At 64.6% G+C, this 19,435-nt stretch carries 18 protein-coding genes; 9 read left to right on the top strand and 9 right to left on the bottom strand.

Features of this window, described 5'->3' with window-relative positions:
* Positions 1-112: 112 nt before the first annotated feature.
* From SSO01S_RS07145 to SSO01S_RS07135, 3 genes are read right to left on the bottom strand one after another with little or no spacing between them, the layout of a single operon-like run.
* Positions 113-1,789 (bottom strand): long-chain-fatty-acid--CoA ligase, encoded by a 1,677-nt coding sequence (locus SSO01S_RS07145; RefSeq protein WP_066797304.1) that lies wholly within the window; start codon positions 1,787-1,789, stop codon positions 113-115.
* A gap of 44 nt (positions 1,790-1,833) precedes the next feature.
* Entirely contained in the window at positions 1,834-2,040 is a 207-nt protein-coding gene (locus SSO01S_RS07140; RefSeq protein WP_066797301.1) for a hypothetical protein, read from the bottom strand.
* Positions 2,041-2,094: 54 nt separating this feature from the next.
* Complete coding sequence (locus SSO01S_RS07135) at positions 2,095-3,783, bottom strand: GGDEF domain-containing protein (protein WP_066797295.1); 1,689 nt, start codon at positions 3,781-3,783, stop codon at positions 2,095-2,097.
* Between the two features lie 134 nt (positions 3,784-3,917).
* On the opposite strand from SSO01S_RS07135, the gene SSO01S_RS07130 reads away from it, so the two are divergent.
* Positions 3,918-5,078: a DUF418 domain-containing protein gene (locus SSO01S_RS07130; RefSeq protein ID WP_066797291.1), complete on the top strand. Its 1,161-nt coding sequence runs from the start codon at positions 3,918-3,920 to the stop codon at positions 5,076-5,078.
* On the opposite strand, the gene SSO01S_RS07125 is transcribed toward SSO01S_RS07130, so the two are convergent.
* The 3 genes from SSO01S_RS07125 to SSO01S_RS17195 all read right to left on the bottom strand — a co-directional run bounded on the left by SSO01S_RS07125 (position 5,075) and on the right by SSO01S_RS17195 (position 9,266).
* On the bottom strand, positions 5,075-6,262 hold the full coding sequence (locus SSO01S_RS07125; RefSeq protein ID WP_066797288.1) for a hypothetical protein: 1,188 nt from the start codon (positions 6,260-6,262) through the stop codon (positions 5,075-5,077). The two genes, SSO01S_RS07130 and SSO01S_RS07125, sit on opposite strands and share 4 nt — an antisense overlap.
* Before the next feature lie 346 nt (positions 6,263-6,608).
* The gene (clpA, locus tag SSO01S_RS07120) at positions 6,609-8,933 is read right to left on the bottom strand and encodes an ATP-dependent Clp protease ATP-binding subunit ClpA (RefSeq protein WP_066797285.1); all 2,325 of its coding nucleotides are present in this window, start codon (positions 8,931-8,933) and stop codon (positions 6,609-6,611) included.
* Positions 8,934-9,068: 135 nt separating this feature from the next.
* Positions 9,069-9,266 (bottom strand): DUF1192 domain-containing protein, encoded by a 198-nt coding sequence (locus SSO01S_RS17195; protein WP_083942905.1) that lies wholly within the window; start codon positions 9,264-9,266, stop codon positions 9,069-9,071.
* Positions 9,267-9,344: 78 nt separating this feature from the next.
* Here SSO01S_RS17195 and SSO01S_RS07115 point away from each other — a divergent pair, with 78 nt between their 5' ends.
* The 7 genes from SSO01S_RS07115 (at position 9,345) to SSO01S_RS07085 (ending at position 15,488) form a co-directional block, all read left to right on the top strand.
* The gene (locus SSO01S_RS07115) at positions 9,345-10,343 is read left to right on the top strand and encodes an NAD(P)H-quinone oxidoreductase (protein ID WP_245646639.1); all 999 of its coding nucleotides are present in this window, start codon (positions 9,345-9,347) and stop codon (positions 10,341-10,343) included.
* Between the two features lie 161 nt (positions 10,344-10,504).
* Entirely contained in the window at positions 10,505-11,122 is a 618-nt protein-coding gene (locus tag SSO01S_RS07110; RefSeq protein WP_066797282.1) for a glutathione S-transferase family protein, read from the top strand.
* Between the two features lie 63 nt (positions 11,123-11,185).
* Positions 11,186-12,064, top strand: a complete 879-nt coding sequence (locus SSO01S_RS07105; RefSeq protein WP_066797279.1) for a UDP-2,3-diacylglucosamine diphosphatase — start codon at positions 11,186-11,188, stop codon at positions 12,062-12,064.
* 5 nt (positions 12,065-12,069) lie between these two features.
* Positions 12,070-13,089 (top strand): glycosyltransferase family 4 protein, encoded by a 1,020-nt coding sequence (locus SSO01S_RS07100; RefSeq protein ID WP_066797277.1) that lies wholly within the window; start codon positions 12,070-12,072, stop codon positions 13,087-13,089.
* An 89-nt stretch (positions 13,090-13,178) separates the two neighbouring features.
* On the top strand, positions 13,179-13,859 hold the full coding sequence (locus tag SSO01S_RS07095) for a DUF1013 domain-containing protein (protein WP_066797749.1): 681 nt from the start codon (positions 13,179-13,181) through the stop codon (positions 13,857-13,859).
* Between the two features lie 78 nt (positions 13,860-13,937).
* Positions 13,938-14,795, top strand: a complete 858-nt coding sequence (locus SSO01S_RS07090) for a dienelactone hydrolase family protein (protein ID WP_066797275.1) — start codon at positions 13,938-13,940, stop codon at positions 14,793-14,795.
* Between the two features lie 72 nt (positions 14,796-14,867).
* Positions 14,868-15,488, top strand: coding sequence for a glutathione S-transferase family protein (locus SSO01S_RS07085; protein ID WP_066797746.1), 621 nt, complete (start codon positions 14,868-14,870; stop codon positions 15,486-15,488).
* A gap of 103 nt (positions 15,489-15,591) precedes the next feature.
* Here SSO01S_RS07085 and SSO01S_RS07080 read toward each other — a convergent pair whose 3' ends face one another.
* From SSO01S_RS07080 to SSO01S_RS07070, 3 genes are all read right to left on the bottom strand, one after another.
* Positions 15,592-15,798, bottom strand: a complete 207-nt coding sequence (locus tag SSO01S_RS07080; protein WP_066797272.1) for a DUF1289 domain-containing protein — start codon at positions 15,796-15,798, stop codon at positions 15,592-15,594.
* Positions 15,798-17,234: a DEAD/DEAH box helicase gene (locus SSO01S_RS07075; RefSeq protein WP_066797744.1), complete on the bottom strand. Its 1,437-nt coding sequence runs from the start codon at positions 17,232-17,234 to the stop codon at positions 15,798-15,800. The genes SSO01S_RS07080 and SSO01S_RS07075 overlap by 1 nt, the downstream gene beginning before the upstream one ends.
* A 164-nt stretch (positions 17,235-17,398) precedes the next feature.
* Positions 17,399-17,929, bottom strand: a complete 531-nt coding sequence (locus tag SSO01S_RS07070; protein WP_245646637.1) for a hypothetical protein — start codon at positions 17,927-17,929, stop codon at positions 17,399-17,401.
* A 7-nt stretch (positions 17,930-17,936) separates the two neighbouring features.
* Here SSO01S_RS07070 and SSO01S_RS07065 point away from each other — a divergent pair, with 7 nt between their 5' ends.
* Positions 17,937-19,376 carry an FAD-binding oxidoreductase gene (locus tag SSO01S_RS07065; protein WP_066797742.1) on the top strand — a complete coding sequence of 480 codons (1,440 nt, stop codon included), beginning with the start codon at positions 17,937-17,939 and terminating at the stop codon, positions 19,374-19,376.
* Positions 19,377-19,435 lie beyond the last annotated feature (59 nt).

The following is a 19,435-nucleotide window of genomic DNA, read 5'->3' as shown; positions in this document are numbered from 1 at the left end:
TATCTTGTTCGCCCGTGAAGCTAGCGAGATTTTCCGGCACTCCAAATTACAAGCGCTGACAGGGTAGGGCGTTGCCGCTCCCGCCCCCTGAAGCAACTCGCGTCCTGGAGCCTCAGCCCGGCATGACCTCCGCAATCAGATCCTTGCGGCTGAGCTTGCCGATCATCGTCTTGGGCAGGCTTTCGCGGACCACGACTTCCTTCACCCGCTCATGCTTGCCAAGCTGGGGGTTGAGCCAATCGCCCAGTTCCGGGCCGGTGGTCTCCGCGCCCTCGTTCAGCGTCACATAGGCGTAGGGAAGCTCGCCGAGATAGGAATCGGGCAGGCCGATCACCAGCGCCTCCTTCACGGCGTCATGCTTATAGAGCAGGGCTTCGATCTGGCTGGGGAAAACCTTGAAGCCGCCTACGGCGATCATGTCCTTCAACCGGTCGACGATCTTGATGAAGCCGTCCTCGTCGATCGTGCCGACATCGCCGGTGCGCAGCCAGTGATCGTCGACAAAGGTGTCCGCGTCGGTATCGGGCCGGCTCCAATATCCCCGCATGATCTGGGGACCGGACACGACGATCTCGCCCGGCTCACCTTCCGGCGGCGGCCTTGTCGGGTCTTCCTTGTCGACCAGCCGGACGCGGGTGCCGATCAGCGGCTGGCCGATCGTCCCGCTCTTGTTGAGCCCCTCATAGGGGTTGCACGAGACCACGCCCGAGCTTTCGGACAGCCCGTACCCTTCAATCACCTTCGCGCCGGTAACCTGCTCCCATTGCGCCTTGAGGGCCGATGACAGCGGCGCGCCGCCCGAAATGCAATATTCGAGGCTCTTGAAGTCGCTTGCCTTCATGCCGGGCGCATCGAGCAGCGCCTGATACATGGTCGGGACGCCGGGCATGGAGCGCGGATGAGTCCGGCGCAGCGCGGCCAGCGCCTGCTTGGCATTGAAGCGCGGGAGCATCACGATCTCGCCGCCGGTGAGCACCGTGCGGTTGAGCACGCACGTATTGGCGAAGACGTGGAAGAAGGGAAGGATGCCGAGGATCGTATCGGCCTTCTCACCCATATGCGGATCGAGCCGGGCGACCTGCCGGGCATTCGCCGACAGATTCTGGTGGCTGAGCATCGCGCCCTTGGGCACGCCGGTGGTGCCGCCGGTATATTGGATCAGGGCCAGATCCTTGACCGGATCGATCGGCACCGTCTCGCACAGACCGTCATTATCGATCAGTTGCGAGAAGGCCTGGACGCGCGGGTCGGCGGGGCGGGGAGTAACTTCGCTGCCCTTGAACAACCGGTAGAAGAGCGACTTTGCGGCGGGAAGCGCGCCCGCGATCGATCCGACCGCGAGCCGCTCAAGCTTGCTCTGGTCGAGCACCTTGAGCGCAGTGGGCAGCAGGGCGCTGGCCGAGATCGTGAAGAGCAATCGGGTGCCGCTATCCTCGACCTGTGCGGTGAGCTCCTCGACCGTGTAGAGCGGCGAGAAATTGACGACGGTCGCGCCGAGCTTGAGGATGCCGTAATAGGCGGCGACATAATGCGGCACGTTGGGCAGGAAGAGCCCGATCCGGTCGCCCGGGCCATAGCCCAGCGCTCTCAGCCCGCACGCCACCCGGTTTGCGCCGTCGAGCGTTTCGCCATAGCTGTATTTGCGACCCATGAAATCGAGCAGATTGGCCTGGGGATGCGCAGCGGCGCTTTGCTCGAAGAGCTCAACCATGGAAAGCGGCGGCAAGGCTTCGTCCCAGCGGCCAGGATGACGGTATTCCGTACGCCAGATATCTTCAGGTTTGCTCATTTACACTAGTGTAAGCAAGGGGGGCGGGCGGTCAATAGCGGCGGTCAATGTGCGAGCCGCTTGCTCCAGGTCACCAGTACGGAAATCGCGAATATCCCCAGATCGAGAGCGGCTTCCATCCGCTGGGGCGAGGGGTCTCCCTGCCGCGCCATCGCGATCGAGATGCCGGCGCGGCGATCGTCATTGGCAATGCAGAGCAGCAGCAGCGCAATTGCTCCAAGAGCCAGAACGATCCGGTTGCGCTTGACCATGGAAGATCAATACGCCCGCAGAGCAATTCCGGCAACGTGCGGCGCGACAAAAAGTCAGGCGGCGGCGCGGAGCGTGCTGCGCGCGCGATCGCGGCCCGCCAACTTCGCTTCGAACAAGGCCGAGTCAGCGCCCCTGTACAAGGCCTTCCACTCGACATCGCTGGTCAGCGGCCCCTTGCACACGCCTATGCTGGCGGTGACGAGCAGATCGAAGGGCATGCGGGTTGCGCGCAATTTGGCGAGGAGTAATTCGGGTTCGACCGGCTCGGACGCGGAGGAGAGGATCGCGAACTCCTCGCCGCCCATGCGCGCCACAAGCGCGGTGGCGGGGACATGCGTGCGCAGCAGCCGGGCGAACAGGCGCAGCACCTCGTCGCCGCCATCATGGCCCAGCGTTTCGTTGACGCGCTTGAAATGATCCAGATCGGCGAGCAGCAATTGCTGCTCGCCCGGCCGCCCGATCGCCTGATCGAGAAATGCGCGGCGGTTTAGCAGTCCGGTGAGCGGATCGGTATCGGCCAGGCGGCGCGCCATTACTTCGCTGGCGATGGCCCAGTCACGTTCGTCGCGCAGCAGCTTGATCCGGTAGGCGATGGCTAGGCTGGAGATCAAGGCTTCGACCACCATCGCCAGGATCGTCGAATTATCGAGCCAGAAATTCCATGGGATGACGCGAAGCCCCGCCAGCACGCGCGCGATCGATGTGAGGATCGGCACGCCCCAGCCGATCGCGAATAGCCACAGATAATTGCTGCGCCTGCGCCAGGCCTGCCACAAAGTGGGGCCAACCACCGTGGCGAGGGCGAGGAAGACCGTGGTGAAGGCGGCGTCTGCGCTCCGGATCGAGAAGGGGGCCGAGAGGAAGAACAGGATGCCGACCCCGGCGAGCGCGGTCGCGACGGCGGCGGTGTAGCGCCCGAGCCAGCCCGAGAAGATGCGCTCCTCGAAGAAACTCCGCGCGAAGATCAGCGCAGAGGCGCCGGTGAAGCTGAGCAGCAGATAATTGATCCGCAGCCGGTCGTTATTGGCGATGTCCGGGAAGACCCAGGCAAGCGCACCGGACGAGGAGAAAGTATAGGCCAGCAGCGCCGCGACCATGACGCAATAATATAGCTGGAAGCGGTGGCGGAGCGCGCCCCACAGGGCCAGGTTGTAGATGATCAGAGCCACGCAGAGCCCGGCAAATGCAGCGTAGAGCGCCGCCATCGTCAAGTTGGTGCGTTCGCTCTGCGATCCGGTCGAAATACGCGTGCCGAGCACGATGCCGCGGACATTCGCCGATCCCTGGACGTGCCAGAGCAGCCGGACAACATCCGAATCCAGCTGCGGGAGCGGCTGCTCCACCAGAGCGCCCAGCTGGAGTAGCGGAGTCACGCCGCGCGCGTCCGTAGCGGAACTCGCCATCCGCCCGTCGGCATAGAGTATGTGCAGCGACAATCCGTCCTGCCACAGGCTGGCGAGGCGGGCATTGAGCGGCTCTCCCGAGAGCGAGCGGCGGTTGATGTCGTTCGAGATCACCCAGAAATTTCCCGGGCCGAACTTGTGCTGCTCGGTCGTGCAATCGAAGCGCTCGGGATGGTGGATCAGCGTCGCGGGATCCATGCCGCCGGTATCGGGCAGCACGCAGACCTGAAGCGGCTCTCCGGCAAGGGCGCGCTGGGCGCTAGCCGGCGTCACGATTCCGGTGAGACAGACGCATGCGGCCAACACCGCGAGCACGCGCAAAAGGAAACGCCGGAACATGCCTGCCCGATACGCCTTGCATGACAAACAACCGGTTAAAATGCGGGAAGACCGCCCGCTTTTCCACGACTTGACGCTTGCGCTTTTCAGCAGCCGATTCGCGCTCCATAATCAGACAAAAGGGGAGAGGGCGAATGGCCCACGAGCGGCTGCAACTGGTCGATGTACTGCGCGGCTTTGCGCTGATGGCGCTCTTCCTCGTCCATATGCTGGAGAGCTACGAGCTCTATTGGTCCAACCCACAGCCCGGCATCGCCGACACCGTTTTCCTGCTCTTCATGGGCAAGAGCTTCTCGCTGCTCGCATTGTGCTTCGGCTTCAGCTTTTTCGTGCTGATGGACCGCTCCGCCCGGCGTGGGGAGGATTTCACCGCGCGATTCGCGTGGCGGCTGACGATCCTGCTGGTGATCGGATTCTTCCACGCATTGGTCTATCGCGGCGACATCATTCAGCTACTCGCCGGCCTGGGCTTCCTGCTGCTGCTCGCGCACCGAATCCAGAACAACCGCGTCCTGATCGCACTCGCGGCCTTCTGCTTCGTCGGCCCGACCCTAATCCTCCAGATCGTCGCCGCTTCATCAGGCGCGGAATGGGCTAACCAGCCGCCGCATTTCTTGAACGATCCGGCGATGCCCGTTTATCTCACCGGATCGCTGGCAGAGGCGCTCTCGGCCAATTTGTGGCAGGGGCAGGTGCCCAAATGGTGGTTCATGCTCGAAAGCGGGCGGCTGGTGCAGATCATCGGCCTGTACTTGGTCGGCATGGTGCTAGGACGGACCGGCTTTTTCGCGCGGGCCGGTGAATATGCCAAAGCGCGCCGGATCGCCTTCGCCATCGCCGCGGCAGTCGCGCTGACGCTGCATTTCGGAAGTGATTCACTAACTGCGTGGTTCGCCGCGCAGGATCATGGCGAAGCGGCCAACCGCTGGTTCGGCCTGCTGATCGGAAGCTGGTTCGAGCTGTCGGGGACGACGCTGTGGGCGCTCATCCTGATAGCCTTGTGGCAGGGGCCTCTGCGGGGGCTGATTGGCCCGTTTTCGGCCGTGGGGCGGCTGACGCTCACGCTATATATCGCGCAAAGCCTTGTGTTCGTGCCGATATTCTATGGCTTCGGGCTGGGGCTATACGATGATTGGAGCCAGGCGACGCGACTCTGGGTCGGGGGGGCGGCGATCGCCGCGCAGCTTGTGCTGGCGGCGATCTGGCTACGCCACTTCCATTACGGCCCAGTCGAATGGGGATGGCGGGCGCTCACCTATCTGCGCCGCGACATCCCCTTCATTCGCCGGTCTTAACAGCCGCTTCCACCCAGCGCGCCCCGCAACATTCCGCCCAGGCCCGGCTTGCACTTGCGTGGGTTGGGTTGTGGGCGGCTCGGGCGATATTCGTCCGCATCCTCGTCCATCCCGCCCATCTGCGGCATATCCGGCATCCCGGTCATGAAGTTGGCGATTGAGCGATAGCGCACTTTCGCCGTCCATTTGGGGTGCCACGGGGTCTTCGGATTCACCGGGCGGGTGGGGAAGGCGAAGTTCGCTTCGGGGCCATAGGCGTAGACAAAGCCCATCATATGCTCGCCCGCGATCTTCTTGACCTCTGCCGGGACGGTGCAACTTGTCTGCGTGGCCGGCATCACGATCTTCTGGCCGATCAGCCGCGAGACCGTGCCCGGCGAGAGCCAGTTCCACAGACCGCCGCCAAATTCCTGGGTGGCCGAGGACGACCACCAGACCACGTCCCCGCCCTTGTTGCCGCCCATGTCCTGTCCGCCCATCGCCCAGGCATAATAGCCGGTCGCGTTGTTCAGCCCGTTCCAATTGATCACCGTCGAGCCCATGGCGCCGTTCGACGCGCGGACCCTTAGCCCGGCCATGAAATCCTCATTGAGGGCGAACGCGATTTCGGGACTGTAATTGCCCGCGATACGATGCTGGCCGAGGATAGAGCTTTGCGGGCTGATATTCTTGCCGCTCTTTCCGTTGGGCCAGGTTCCATAGGTGCGGCTGTTTTCCGGCTGCGGCCCGTTTTCCACCGGCACGCGGGCCGAGAAGAGGTTGGGCGGCATCTGCCCCTTGGCGACTCTGGCGAAGTCGATCACGACCGGCTGGCCCGGCCCCGCCTTTTCACCACAGCCCCAATAGAGAAGCAGGCGGCCCTTGGGCCGCTGGAACTCGCCCTGATATTCGGTTCCACCCGTGTGGCGCACCGGCGTTTCGAGCGGCACCGATGCGCCCAGACGCGCGCCCTGCGGCATGAAGTGATCGGCCTTTGGTGCGCCGCTGGCGGGCAAGCGCGAGCCAAGGCGAAGCGTCAGCTCGTGGCTGGCGCCCTGCCCCATGAACCCGCCGATCGTGCCTGCGTCCATGACATAGCGTGCCTCGGGCGCTTCCGAAGCATTCTGCGCGATCGCGGCCGTGCCCGTGATGATGCAGATCGAGGCGATGCCTGCGGCGAGCGCGGCCTTGCTGTTGATGGACATGGCCGCGCGCCTCAGATCTGCGCGCTGCTGTTGGAGCTTACGCGCGCATGCTCGGCCGTCTTGCCAGAATGCACGAGCTGGTTCGTGCCGGATATTATGAAAAGCGTTGCGAAACATGCGGCGATCGCCGCCTTGCTGTTGAGTGACATTCCCTGAGCCTTTCGTTTTCTATGCGAAGGCCGGTAGCGGAACGGGCGCGTCATCCCAGCGCCGCGAGACAAGGCGACCAGAGTGCGACGGAAATGTCGACGAGGCGGGCGGGGAAGGCGGCGGTTGAGCGGGTGCGTCACGCAAAGAGAAAGGGCCGGAACTTGCGTTCCGGCCCTTCGTGACTTGATCGTTACGGTTACTTCGCCTTTGCGGCCACTGTCTTCTTGCCGCCCTTGCCCTTTGGCTTGGGCGCTGCGGGAATGGTTTCGAACACCAACGCGCCATCCTTGAGCTTCACATTGACCTCGCCGCCATGGACGAGCTTGCCGAACAGCAGTTCCTCCGCCAGCGGCTGCTTGATCTTCTCCTGGATCAGGCGGCCCATCGGTCGCGCGCCATAGAGCTTGTCATAGCCGCGCTCGGTCAGCCACGCCTTGGCAGCATCGTCGAGCTGGATGTGGACGCCGCGATCCGCCAGCTGAAGCTCGAGCTGGAGGATGAACTTGTCCACGACCCGTGCAACCACGCTCGTCGGCAGATAATCGAACGGCACGATCGCATCGAGGCGGTTGCGGAATTCGGGGGTGAAGAGCTTCTTCACCGCTTCCTCCTGCACATCCTCACGCGTGGTTTCACCGAAACCGATCGATTCGCGCGCCATGTCCGACGCACCGGCATTGGTGGTCATGATCAGGATGACGTTGCGGAAGTCGACCGACTTGCCGTGCTGATCGGTCAGGCGGCCATTGTCCATCACCTGCAACAGGATGTTGAATAGATCCGGATGCGCCTTCTCGATCTCGTCGAGCAACAGCACGCAGTGCGGCTGCTGATCGACTGCATCGGTGAGCAGACCGCCCTGATCGAAGCCAACATAGCCCGGTGGCGCGCCGATCAGGCGGCTGACCGAGTGGCGCTCCATATATTCGGACATGTCGAAGCGCTGGAGCGGGATGCCGAGCAATTCGGCAAGCTGCTTGGCGACTTCGGTCTTGCCGACGCCGGTGGGGCCGGAGAACAGGTAGTTGCCGATCGGCTTTTCGGGATCGCGGAGGCCCGCACGGCTGAGCTTGATCGCCGAAGCCAGCACCTCGATCGCCTTGTCCTGACCGAACACGACGCGCTTCAAATCCTGCTCGATATTGGCGAGGACGCGGGTGTCGTCGCTCGAGACGGTCTTTGGCGGGATGCGCGCCATCGTCGCGATAACCTGTTCGATCTCCTTGGCGGTGATCGTCTTTTTCCGTTTCGACGGGGGCACCAGCATCTGCATCGCGCCGACCTCGTCGATCACATCGATCGCCTTATCCGGCAGCTTGCGATCGTTGATGTAGCGCGCGCTCAGTTCCACCGCCGACTTGATCGCATCGGGGGTGTATTTGACCTTGTGATGGTCCTCGAACGCGGTGCGCAGGCCGGAGAGGATCTTGATCGTATCCTCGACGGTCGGCTCGTTGACGTCGATCTTCTGGAAGCGCCGGAGCAGAGCCCGGTCCTTCTCGAAGTGATTGCGGAATTCCTTGTAGGTGGTCGAGCCGATGCAGCGGATCGTACCGCCCGACAAAGCCGGCTTGAGCAGGTTCGACGCGTCCATCGCGCCGCCGCTGGTCGCGCCGGCACCGATTACGGTGTGGATCTCGTCGATGAACAGCACCGCATGCGGCAGCTTCTCAAGCTCCGAGACGACCTGCTTCAGCCGCTCCTCGAAATCGCCGCGATAGCGCGTGCCGGCGAGCAACGCGCCCATGTCGAGCGAATAGATCACCGCCTCGCGAAGCACGTCGGGCACTTCGCCTTCGACGATCTTGCGCGCCAGGCCTTCCGCGATTGCCGTCTTGCCGACGCCGGGATCACCCACGTAAAGCGGGTTGTTCTTGCTGCGGCGGCACAGGATCTGGATCGTGCGATCGACTTCCGGGCCGCGGCCGATCAGCGGATCGACCTTGCCGGCCTTCGCCTTCTCGTTGAGATCCACGGTAAACTGCTTGAGCGCGCTTTCATTCTTGCCGCTCTTGGCATCGGTTTTCGCGGCTGCCTTTTCCTCATCGGCTCCCTTGGGCGTCGTGGCTTCGCTCGCGCCGGTACCCTTGCCGACGCCGTGGCTGATGAAGCTGACCGCATCGAGGCGGCTCATATCCTGCTGCTGCAGGAAATAAACGGCATAGCTCTCACGCTCGCTGAACAGAGCGACGAGCACGTTCGCGCCGGTCACTTCGTCGCGGCCCGAGGACTGGACGTGAAGGATCGCGCGCTGGACGACGCGCTGGAAACCGCTGGTGGGCGAGGGATCGGTCGCCGCATCAACTTTCAGCGCCTCCAACTCGGTATCGAGATAGTGCGCGACAGTGCCGCGCAGATCGTCGAGCTCGACCCCGCACGCACTCATCACCTTGCTGGCGTGCTCGTCATCGACCAGCGCGAGCAGGAGATGCTCGAGCGTAGCATATTCGTGACGGCGCGAGCTGGCAGCTTCGAGCGCCTTGTGAAGGGTGGATTCGAGCGCGGAGGCGAAACTAGGCATTAAGTGACACTCCAGTCGGGCCAGTGAGATACGCGGCCCAGTTTCCCATTATGTCGGGATGACGGACGCCCGCATCAAGCGTGGCAGCCCAGCACCGGAGTTTCCTGGCACCTCGCCGAGTCTCCGGTGCAACGCTCATCGCTTGAATAGGGCGTCGGCGCTTGCGCGATGGTTAACGGCGCGTTGCATCCTGATCTTTGTTCGCGCGATCTCTGCTTCGAGAAGCGCAATGCGCTCGGCCAGTTCCTCTACCGAGAACGGATCGAGGTCCTGCTTGCCGAGCTGTGCGGCAAGGTCATCCTTGCGGCGCGGAAGATTTTCGTCTGCGTCCATCGCCTGCGCAACGTTGACCGGCACCCCCTCGATGTCAATAAACGCCGCGACCCTGCAGCCCCGGAAAGCGACGAGCCGATGAACCTCCCCGAAACGATGCGTGCGATTGATCCTCCGGCCCCGGGCGGCCCCGAAGTGCTGGTCCTCGTCGAGCGACCGGTGCCCCGGCCCGGCCCCGGCGAGGTGCTGATCAAGGTCGCCGCTGCCGGGGTGAACCGCCCCGAGGTGATGCAGCGCAAGGGCGTGTATCCGCCGCCGCCCGGTGCGACATCGATCTTCGGGCTCGAACTTTCCGGCACCATCGTGGCGCTGGGCGAGGATGTGAACGCAGAGATGCTGGGCCAGGCGGTCTGCGCGCTGGTGACCGGCGGCGCGCAGGCGGAATATGCTGTGGCACCGGCCGGCACCTGCCTGCTGGTGCCCGAGGCGCTGACGATGGTGGAAGCGGCGGCGGTGCCCGAGACGCTCTTCACCGTCTGGACCAACGTCTTCGAGCGCGGCTATGCCAGCGAAGGCGATACCCTCCTGATCCACGGCGGCACCTCCGGCATCGGCACCATGGCTATCGCATTGTGCAAGCTGTTTGGCGTGAAGACGATCGTGACCGCCGGCTCCGACGAGAAATGCGCGACCGCGGTCGAACTGGGGGCCGGGCACGCGATCAACTACAAGACCGAGGATTTCGTCGAGCGCGTCAAGGCGATCACCGGTGGCAAGGGCGTGAACATCGTCCTCGACATGGTGGGCGGCGATTATGTGGCCCGCAATCTGAAGTGCATGGCGGAAGACGGACGGCACGTCTCGATCGCGGTGCAGGGCGGGTTGATGGCGACGATCCCGATCTTCGATATCATGCGGAAGCGCCTGACCCTCACCGGCTCCACGCTGCGCCCCCGCACGACGGCGTTCAAGACGCTGGTGGCAGACGAGATCCATCGCAGCGTCTGGCCGTTCGTCGCCTCCGGCCAGCTCAAGCCGGTGATCGACCGGACCTATCCGCTCGCCGAGGCGGCGGAGGCGCACCGGCGGATGGAGGCGGGTGACCATGTCGGCAAGATTGTGCTGGTGGTGGAGTAAGGCAGAGGAAGAAGCGCACGCCCAGGTTCACGGGGGATAAGACAAAGGAAGAAGCGGACACCCAGGTTTGCGGCGGATAAGGCTGGCTTATCAGATTGCCGTACTACTTGTTGTACAGCGGCTACGCGACAGTCCAATCTTCCGGTGAACGGGGAAACAGGATGACCGCGCTGACGCTTCACGAATATGCCGCATCCGGAAACTGCTACAAGATCCGGCTGACCGCCGCGCATGCGGGGGTGCGGCTGGCGCGGCGCGAATATGACATCATGGCGGGCGAGACGCGGACCGCGGAGTTCCTGAGCCAGGTCAATCCGAACGGACGCATCCCCGTGCTCCAGGTCGGCCCCGACTTCCTGCCCGAGAGCAACGCCGCCGCTTTCTATATCGCCGATGGCACGCCGCTGATCCCCTCCGACCGGTTCGAGCGGGCGGACATGCTGCGCTGGCTGTTCTGGGAACAGTATAACCACGAGCCCAACATCGCGACGGTGCGCTTCTGGAAGGGCTGGGTAGGGTTCGACAATCTCGATCCCGTCCAGCGCGCCAACCTGCCGGGGAAGCAGGCCGGGGGAGAGGCCGCGCTCGCGCTGATGGACGAGCATCTCCAGCGTCGCGACTGGTTTGTGATCGACAGGCTGACGCTCGCCGATATCTGCCTCTACGCCTATACGCATGTCGCCGAGGAAGGCGGGTTCAGCCTGCAGCCTTATCCCAATGTGCGCGCCTGGCTCGCGCGGGTCGCTGCCTTGCCCTGTCACATTCGCATCACGGATTGATGATCGCGCTGTAATATTCGCCCGCCATAGCCGCGCGCAGGCAAGGGCGGGCGGAGACGGGGCATGGCCGCGATCACGAGGCTGAGGTTCGACGCGGCAGGCATCACCGACTTCCACCTATCCGAACCGGTGATCCCGGAACGGCCGGTGATGGAGCGCCGAAAATTCCGCACCATCTGGATATCCGATATCCATCTGGGCACGCGCGGCTGCAACGCGGACATGCTCATCGACTTTCTGGACCATGTCGACAGCGAGAAGATGTATCTTGTCGGCGATATCGTGGACGGCTGGGCCCTGAAGAAGCGGCTCTACTGGCCGGTTTCGCACAACGATATCGTGTGGCGGGTGCTGAAGCGCGCCCGGCGAGGGGCCGAGATCGTCTATATTCCCGGCAATCACGACGAGATGTTCCGGCAATATGCGGGGCTCGATTTCGGCGGCGTGCTGATCCGGCGCCAGGCGATCCACGAGACGGCGGACGGCAGGAGGCTGCTGGTGCTGCACGGCGACGAATTCGACGCGATCACCCTCTCGCACCGCTGGCTCGCGCTGCTGGGGGACGCTGCCTACGAAATCACCCTTTCGATCAGCCACCGGATCAACTGGCTGCGCCGCCGGCTGGGCCTGCCTTATTGGTCGCTCAGCAAATATGCGAAGCACAAGGTGAAGAACGCGGTGTCGTTCATCTCGCGCTTCGAAGAGATTGTCGCGCATGCGGCCGGGCAGCGCGGTGTGGACGGCGTAATCGCCGGGCATATCCACACCGCCGAAATCAGGATGATCCACGGCATCGAATACTATAACGATGGTGACTGGGTGGAGGGCTGCACTGCCCTGGTCGAGCATTTCGACGGTCGAATGGAGATTCTTCACTGGGCGGACGAGATAGCCAAGAGGGACCGGGAGCGAACCACGACGGCGGGGCAGCAGGCGGCCTGACCGGCGTGCGCATCGCGATCGTCACCGACGCCTGGCATCCGCAGGTCAACGGCGTCGTCCGAACCATCGAATCGGTGCGAAAGGTGCTGGAAGCGCAGGGGCAGGTGGTGAAGGTGATCTCACCCGATCTGTTTCATTCGCTGCCATGCCCGACCTATCCCGAAATCCGGCTGGCGCTGACTCGCGTTGCGACCGTTGGGCAGATGCTGGAGGAATTCGATCCCGAGGCCATCCATCTGGCCACCGAAGGCCCGCTGTGCATCGCGGCGCGGCGATGGTGCATGCGCCACGGCGTGCCATTCACCACCGCCTATCACACTCAGTTTCCCGACTATGTATCGGCGCGGACGCGGCTGCCGGCCGAATGGTTCTGGAACTATATCCGCTGGTTCCATGCGCCGGCGCAGGCGATCATGGCGGCGACCCCATCGATCCGGGAATCGCTGGCCGAGCATGGCCTGACCAAGCTCAAGCATTGGGGGCGAGGCGTGGACCTCACCAATTTCCATGACGGGCTTTCGCCGCATCCGGCGATGGCCGGGCTGCCGGGACCGGTGCAGCTCTATGTGGGTCGCGTCGCGGTCGAGAAGAATCTGGAAGCGTTCCTGAAGACGACGCATCCGGGCACCAAGGTGATCGTGGGCGACGGACCGGCGCGCGCGGTGCTGGAAGCCCGTTATCCCGAGGCGAAGTTCCTGGGCGCGATGTTTGGAGCGGAGCTGGCATCCGCCTATGCCGGTGCGGACGTGTTCGTCTTTCCCAGCCGTACCGACACGTTCGGGCTGGTGATGATCGAGGCGCTGGCATGCGGCGTGCCCATCGCCGGCTATCCCGTCACCGGACCGATCGACATCGTGACGCCGGAGACGGGAGCGCTTTCCGAAGACCTGAACCTCGCCATCGCGGAAGCGCTCACCAAAGACCGCCGGGCCTGCGCCGAATATGGCCGCACCTTTACGTGGGAAGCGAGCGCGGCGCAGTTCTTCGCGGGATTATGCCCGCTGATCGCGCGCGGGACCGCCTAACGGCTTGCCCTTGGGTCCATCCGCGACTAAGTCAGGCACGGTACCGGCCGCCCGTGATGGGCGGCCCTTTCTATTTCTGGAGACTGCTCGTGGCCCAGCCGCTGATGCCGCATGCGACCGCTTCCTGGCTGGTCGACAACACTTCGCTCTCGTTCGAGCAGATCGCCGAGTTCTGCGGACTCCACATCCTGGAGGTCCAGGCGATCGCCGACGACACCGCCACCGCCAAGGTGATGGGCCGCGATCCGGTGCGCGCGCACGAGCTGACCATGGAGGAGATCGAGAAGGGCCAGGCCGATCCCGATTACTCGCTCAAGATGCTGAAGGGCCCCGAGCAGGTCCGCCGCACCAAGGGCCCGCGCTACACCCCGGTTTCGAAGCGCCAGGACAAGCCCGACGGCATCGCCTGGATCCTGCGCAACCATCCCGAGATCTCCGACGGCGCGATCGGCAAGCTGATCGGCACCACGCGCACCACGATCACCGCGATCCGCGACCGCAGCCATTGGAACATCGCCAATATCGTGCCGAAGGATCCGGTGACGCTGGGCCTGACGACGCAGCGCGAGCTCGATGCGCTTGTCGCCAAGGCGGCGAAGGCTGCGGGCATCGAGGCTCCGGTCGACAACCGGCTGGAAGGCGACCGCGAGGCGCTGATCGAGCAGCTCCGCGCCGAGCGTGTGGCTGCTGCGGCCGCTGCCGACGCCGCCGAGAATGGCGAAGGGGCTGCACCGGTGGAGCATACCGCGGAGAGCCTGTTCAAGCAGTGATCGCCGCGGCGGGGTGACCGCTGCCGCCGATATCATTAGGCTTCCGAGACGCCGGGGGGCGATTCGGGAGCCTTTTTGATGTGCGACGACCACACCGAAGCCGATAATGCGGCCTTCCTGAAGGCGGCGATGTCGCGCCGGAGCTTTGGCGCGGCCACTGCCGCTGCGGGCGCGATGTTCGTGCTGCCGCGCGTTGCCAATGCGCTTCCCGTCAAAGGGCGCGACGTGACGATCACGACCGCCAACGGCACCTGCGACGCTTATTATGTGGCACCGGCGAGCGGCAGGCATCCGGCGGTTATGGTGTGGCCCGATATCTTCGGACTGCGCCCCGCCTTTCGCCAGATGGCGGACCGGCTGGCCGAATCGGGCTATGCCGTGCTGACGGTCAATCCGTTCTACCGTTCGCTGACCGCCCCGGCATTGCTGGCGAGCGGCGCGCGCGAGGCAATCTTCGCCAAGGCTGCCGAAGCGCGCAAGGCGCTGACGCCGGAAGCGGTTATCGTGGACGCGACCAGCTTCGTGGCGTTCCTCGACAAGCAGGCGGAAGTGGACACCAAGCGCGGGGTGGGGACCACGGGCTATTGCATGGGCGGCCCGCTGGTGATGCAGACCGCTGCGGCGGTGCCGGATCGCGTGCGCGCGGGCGGGAGCTTCCATGGCGGCGGGCTGGCGGCGGAGCCGATCCTCGCGCTGGTGCCGAAGATGAAGGCGAGCTTCCTTATCGCCATCGCCGAGAATGACGATGCCAAGGTGCCTGCGGAAAAGGACGCGGTGAAGGCGGCGATGGACGCCGCCGGGCGGCCCGCCGAGATCGAGGTGTACAAGGGCACGCTGCACGGCTGGTGCCCGCCCGACAGCCCGGTTTACAATCCGGCGCAGGCCGAGCGCGCATGGGAAAGGCTGCTCGCGCTGTTCGGCAAGGCGCTGGCCTGACCCGACCCTTGTCGCCGGGTCACTTGTTCGCTATTTGTTCCGCCATTGAAGCGAATCGAAGGAGAGCGTGCGATGTCGGCCGACCTGATCCTGTACACCAACCCGCAGTCGCGCGGTCGCATCGCGCGGTGGATGCTCGAAGAGACGGGCGCCGCCTATGAAACGGTCGTGCTCGGATATGGCGATACGATGAAGGGGGCGGAGTATCTCGCGGTCAACCCGATGGGGAAGGTTCCGGCGATCGTCCACAAGGGCAAGGTGGTGACGGAGGGTGCAGCGATCTGCGCCTATCTGGCGGAGGCCTTTCCGGAGGCGGGCCTTGCGCCCACGGCGGAGGAGCGCGCGGATTATTACCGCTGGCTGTTCTTTGCGGCGGGGCCGGTGGAGCATGCGGTGACCAACAATTACGCCAAGTTCATCCCCTCGGCTGAGCAGGCGCGCATGTTCGGCTATGGCAGCTACGACCAGACCGTCGATGTGCTGGAACAGGCCGTGCGCGCGCATGACTATATCGCGGGCGACCGCTTCACCGCCGCCGATGTGTATGTCGGGGCGGCGGTGGGCTGGGGCGTCACGTTCGGCACGCTGCCCAAGCGCGACGCCTTTGTGGCATATTGGGAGCGCCTGACCAGCCGCGACGCCTTCAAGCGCGCGTCGCAATTGGACGATGCGCTGATGCCGAAGCAGGCATAAAGGCGTTTAGGTGGGGCTGGCACCGTTCAGCCCCGATGGAAACGACTCCAGGGGGTGATCCATCGGGATTGAATAGGTGTCATCCCCATGTCTGGATCCAGCTCTAGCGCTTCAGCCGCGCCATGCGGGCGGGCAATTCGGCCATGATTTCGGTGCGCGCGGCGGGGGAGGCTTCGCCCCAGCCGGTGATCTCGCCGATCGTGCGACCGCAGCCCAGGCACCAGCCCGTGGCCTGATCCATCACGCACAGCGCGATACAGGGGCTTTCGATGGGCGGAACATATTCGATCCCGCCATCACCGCCGGGCATCAGCCCAGCGTGAAGTTCAGGAAGTCCGGGACCGGGCCGTTCCAGCCGTCATCCGGGCCGTCATCGTCCTGACGCTGGCGGCGGGGCTCTTCGCGGACATCGTTGCGCGGCGGGCGTGCGTCGCGCTCCGGACGCGGGGCGCGCGCGGGACGCTCCTCGCGCGGTGCGCGGGCCTGGCGGGCGGGGCGCTGCTCCTGCTCCTCCGGCGCGTCGGCGGCGGGCGCTGCATCGGCGGCCGGCTTCGCGGGCTTGCCGCGGCCACGGGCGCGCTTCGGCGCTTCGTCGCGAGATTTGCCGTCGGAGGTTGCGGCGTCGCCGGACAGCTTGATCCGCTCGATCTTCATGCCGGTCAGCTTCTCGATCTCGGCGATGTTCTCGGCGTCCTCGGGCGCCACCAGCGTATAAGCGGTGCCGGTCGCGCCGCCGCGGCCGGTGCGGCCGATGCGGTGGACATAATCGTCGGGATGCCAGGGCGCGTCGAAATTGAAGACGTGGCTGACGCCCTTGATATCGAGCCCGCGCGCGGCGACGTCGGAGGCGACGAGGATGTTGATGTCGCCCTTCTTGAACTTGTCGAGCTCGGCGAGGCGGGCGGGCTGCTCCATGTCGCCATGGATCTCGCCCGATCGGAAGCCGTGCTTCTTCAGGCTCTTGTTGAGTTCGCGCACCGTGGTCTTGCGGTTGGAGAAGATGATCGCGGTGGCAACGTCTTCCTGGCCCAGCAGCTGGCGCAGCGCCTTGCGCTTCTCGAACGCGCCGCTCTTCACCTCGACGAGGCGCTGGGTGATGTTGATGTTGGTCGATGCCGGGCGGGCGACCTCGATCTGCTTGGGGTTATCGAGGAACTTGTCCGCCAATTTCTTGATGACCGGCGGCATGGTGGCCGAGAAGAGGAGCGTCTGGCGCTGCTTGGGCAGCTTGGTGCAGATTTCCTCGATATCGGGAATGAAGCCCATGTCGAGCATGCGATCGGCTTCGTCGATCACGAGCAGGTTGCAGCCGGTGAGCAGGATCTTGCCGCGCTGGAACAGGTCCATCAGGCGGCCCGGCGTCGCGATCAGCACGTCGACGCCCGATTGCAGCGCCTTCACCTGATCGCCCATCTGCACGCCGCCGATGAGCAGGGCCATCGAGAGCTTGTGATTGACGCCGTATTTGTCGAAATTCTCGGCAACCTGCGCCGCGAGCTCGCGCGTAGGCTCAAGGATGAGCGAGCGCGGCATCAGCGCGCGGGTGCGCCCTTCGCCCAGAATGTCGATCATCGGCAGTACGAAAGCTGCGGTCTTGCCGGTGCCCGTCTGGGCGATGCCGATCAGATCCCGGCCCATAAGGACGGAAGGGATCGCCTGCTTCTGGATGGGCGTAGGCTCGCTATAGCCCGCATCGTTCACTGCGCGCAGGAGTTCGTCGGAAAGGCCGAGATCGGCAAAGCTCATGAATTTGTCCGGAAGATTGGCATGGAAATCCACGCCGCCAAGGCTGCACGCGCTTGCGGATTTACCTCAAAATGTCAAGGGAAACGGGCTTTTTCGCATGTGTGCGTGCGCTGAGTGGAGGCGACACCCGCTGCGGGTGCGGCCAGGTGCGGCCCTGAACGGCGCTATTTCGCGGGAACCAGGCTGCGAAATGCCTGAATGCTGCACAAGCGGCCCGAGCGCGAACGGAACGCGTCGCGGCCCGCGCAGATCTTCTTGTCCTTGGTAGGCTTCACGTAGAAGCCGGAATAAAAGCCCAGTGCCGGGCACCGGTCGCCCAGATTGGCGCGCAGAAGCTTGCCGTCGTTGAGCAGCAGATCGATGCTGTTGGCGCCGTTCACCGAATAGCCGGCGATCCGATCGATCTTCACGCAATCGTCGGCCTTCTTCTCCTTGAGCGGCACGCCCGCCGACCGCATCACGAACGTCGTGGTTACGGTGACGCGGGGGACATGGATGGTAACCTGCTGCTGTTGCTGGAAAAGTTCGAGCGCGCGCACCCATTCCGGCGCCTCGGGAACGGACCCGGGCGGAGCAAAGAAAAGCAGCAACGAGGCGGCGGCAAACGGCGAATTCAACATGTCGGACACGACTTGTATCGCAAAGTCTTGAACAGTGGATGAACTGCGTTGCGCTATGCTAATTGCCGCGATCATGACCCCGATGCAGTCCCAGCTCGTAGAAACCATCCGCCAGCGCTTCGGTGAAAAGGCAGTGACCACCGACCCCGACACCATCGCCCCCTGGCTCAGCGACTGGCGCGGGCGATATCATGGCGATGCGCCCGCGATGCTGACGCCCGGATCGCGCGACGAGGTTGCAGCAATGGTCGCGCTGGCGGCGGAGGGGCGCGTGGCGCTGGTGCCGCAGGGAGGCAATAGCGGGATGGTCGGCGGCGCGACACCGCCCAAGGACGGATCGGCGCTGCTCCTTTCGCTGCGGCGGATGAACCGGATCCGCACGATGAACCCCGACGCCAATCTGGCGACCGCCGAAGCGGGCGTGATCCTGGCCGATTTCCGCGATGCGGCGGAGCGGGCAGGGCGGCGCTTTCCGCTGGACCTGGGCGCGCGCGGGAGCGCGACGATCGGCGGGCTGGTCTCGACCAATGCCGGCGGCACCCAGGTGCTGCGCTTCGGAAACATGCGGCAATTGGTTGCGGGCGTGGAGGCGGTCCTGCCCGATGGCTCGATCCATGACGGGCTCGCGCCGCTCAAGAAGGACAATCGCGGCTATGATCTCAACCAGTTGCTGATCGGCGCGGAGGGGACGCTGGGGATCGTCACCGCCGCGACGCTGCGGCTGGCGCCGGGCATGGTCTCGCGCGCTGTTGCCTGGGTGGGGCTGGAGAGCCCGGCAAAGGCGCTGGCGCTGCTCCGCGCGATCGAAGCGCGGACAGACGCCGTGGAAAGCTTTGAGATATTGCCGCGCCCGGTGCTCGATCTGGTAGTGGGCCATGTGCCCGGCACGCGCGCGCCACTCGAATCGCAGCACGCATGGCACGTGCTGATCGAAGCGGTGGCGACCGATGCCGGGGCCGAGCCGCCGGCAGCCTTGCTCGAACGGCTGCTGGGACCGGCGCTCGAATCGGGGCTGGCGGGCGATGCCGTGATCGCGGCGAGCGAGGCGCAGGCCGAGGCGTTCTGGAAAATCCGCCATTCGATTTCCGAATCGGAACGCGCCGCAGGCCCTGCGGTCCAGCACGATATCTCGGTCCCGGTCGATGATATGCCGCGCTTCATGATCGAAGGCGCGGCGGAAGCCGAGCGGCGCTTTCCGGGCACGCATACCATCGCCTATGGCCATCTGGGCGACGGCAACGTGCATTTCCACGTTCGCGCGCCGCAGGGCGCTGACCGGGATGCGTTCTATGCTGAGCAGGCACCGGCAATCACGCGACTGGTGCATGACATGGTGGTCGCGGCCGGTGGATCGATCTCCGCAGAGCATGGCATCGGCCAGATGAAGCGTGCCGAACTGGAACGGCTGGGGCCGCCGAGCCGCAGCGCCGCGCTGAGAGCGATCAAGGCGGCGTTCGATCCACTAGGTATTCTGAACCCCGGCAAGCTCGTGACGCTTGCGCCGGACGCCGCCAAGCCATAGACCCCGCAACCGCATTTCACGCAATTTGCAGATTTTTTGCTTCCAGTTTCAGGAGAGAA

This window comes from Sphingomonas soli NBRC 100801, assembly GCF_001591025.1.
In the GTDB taxonomy this organism is placed as follows: Bacteria; Pseudomonadota; Alphaproteobacteria; order Sphingomonadales; family Sphingomonadaceae; genus Sphingomonas; species Sphingomonas soli.
Note: the sequence above shows the minus strand (reverse complement) of the source record. Positions and strands in the feature narration are given on the sequence as shown.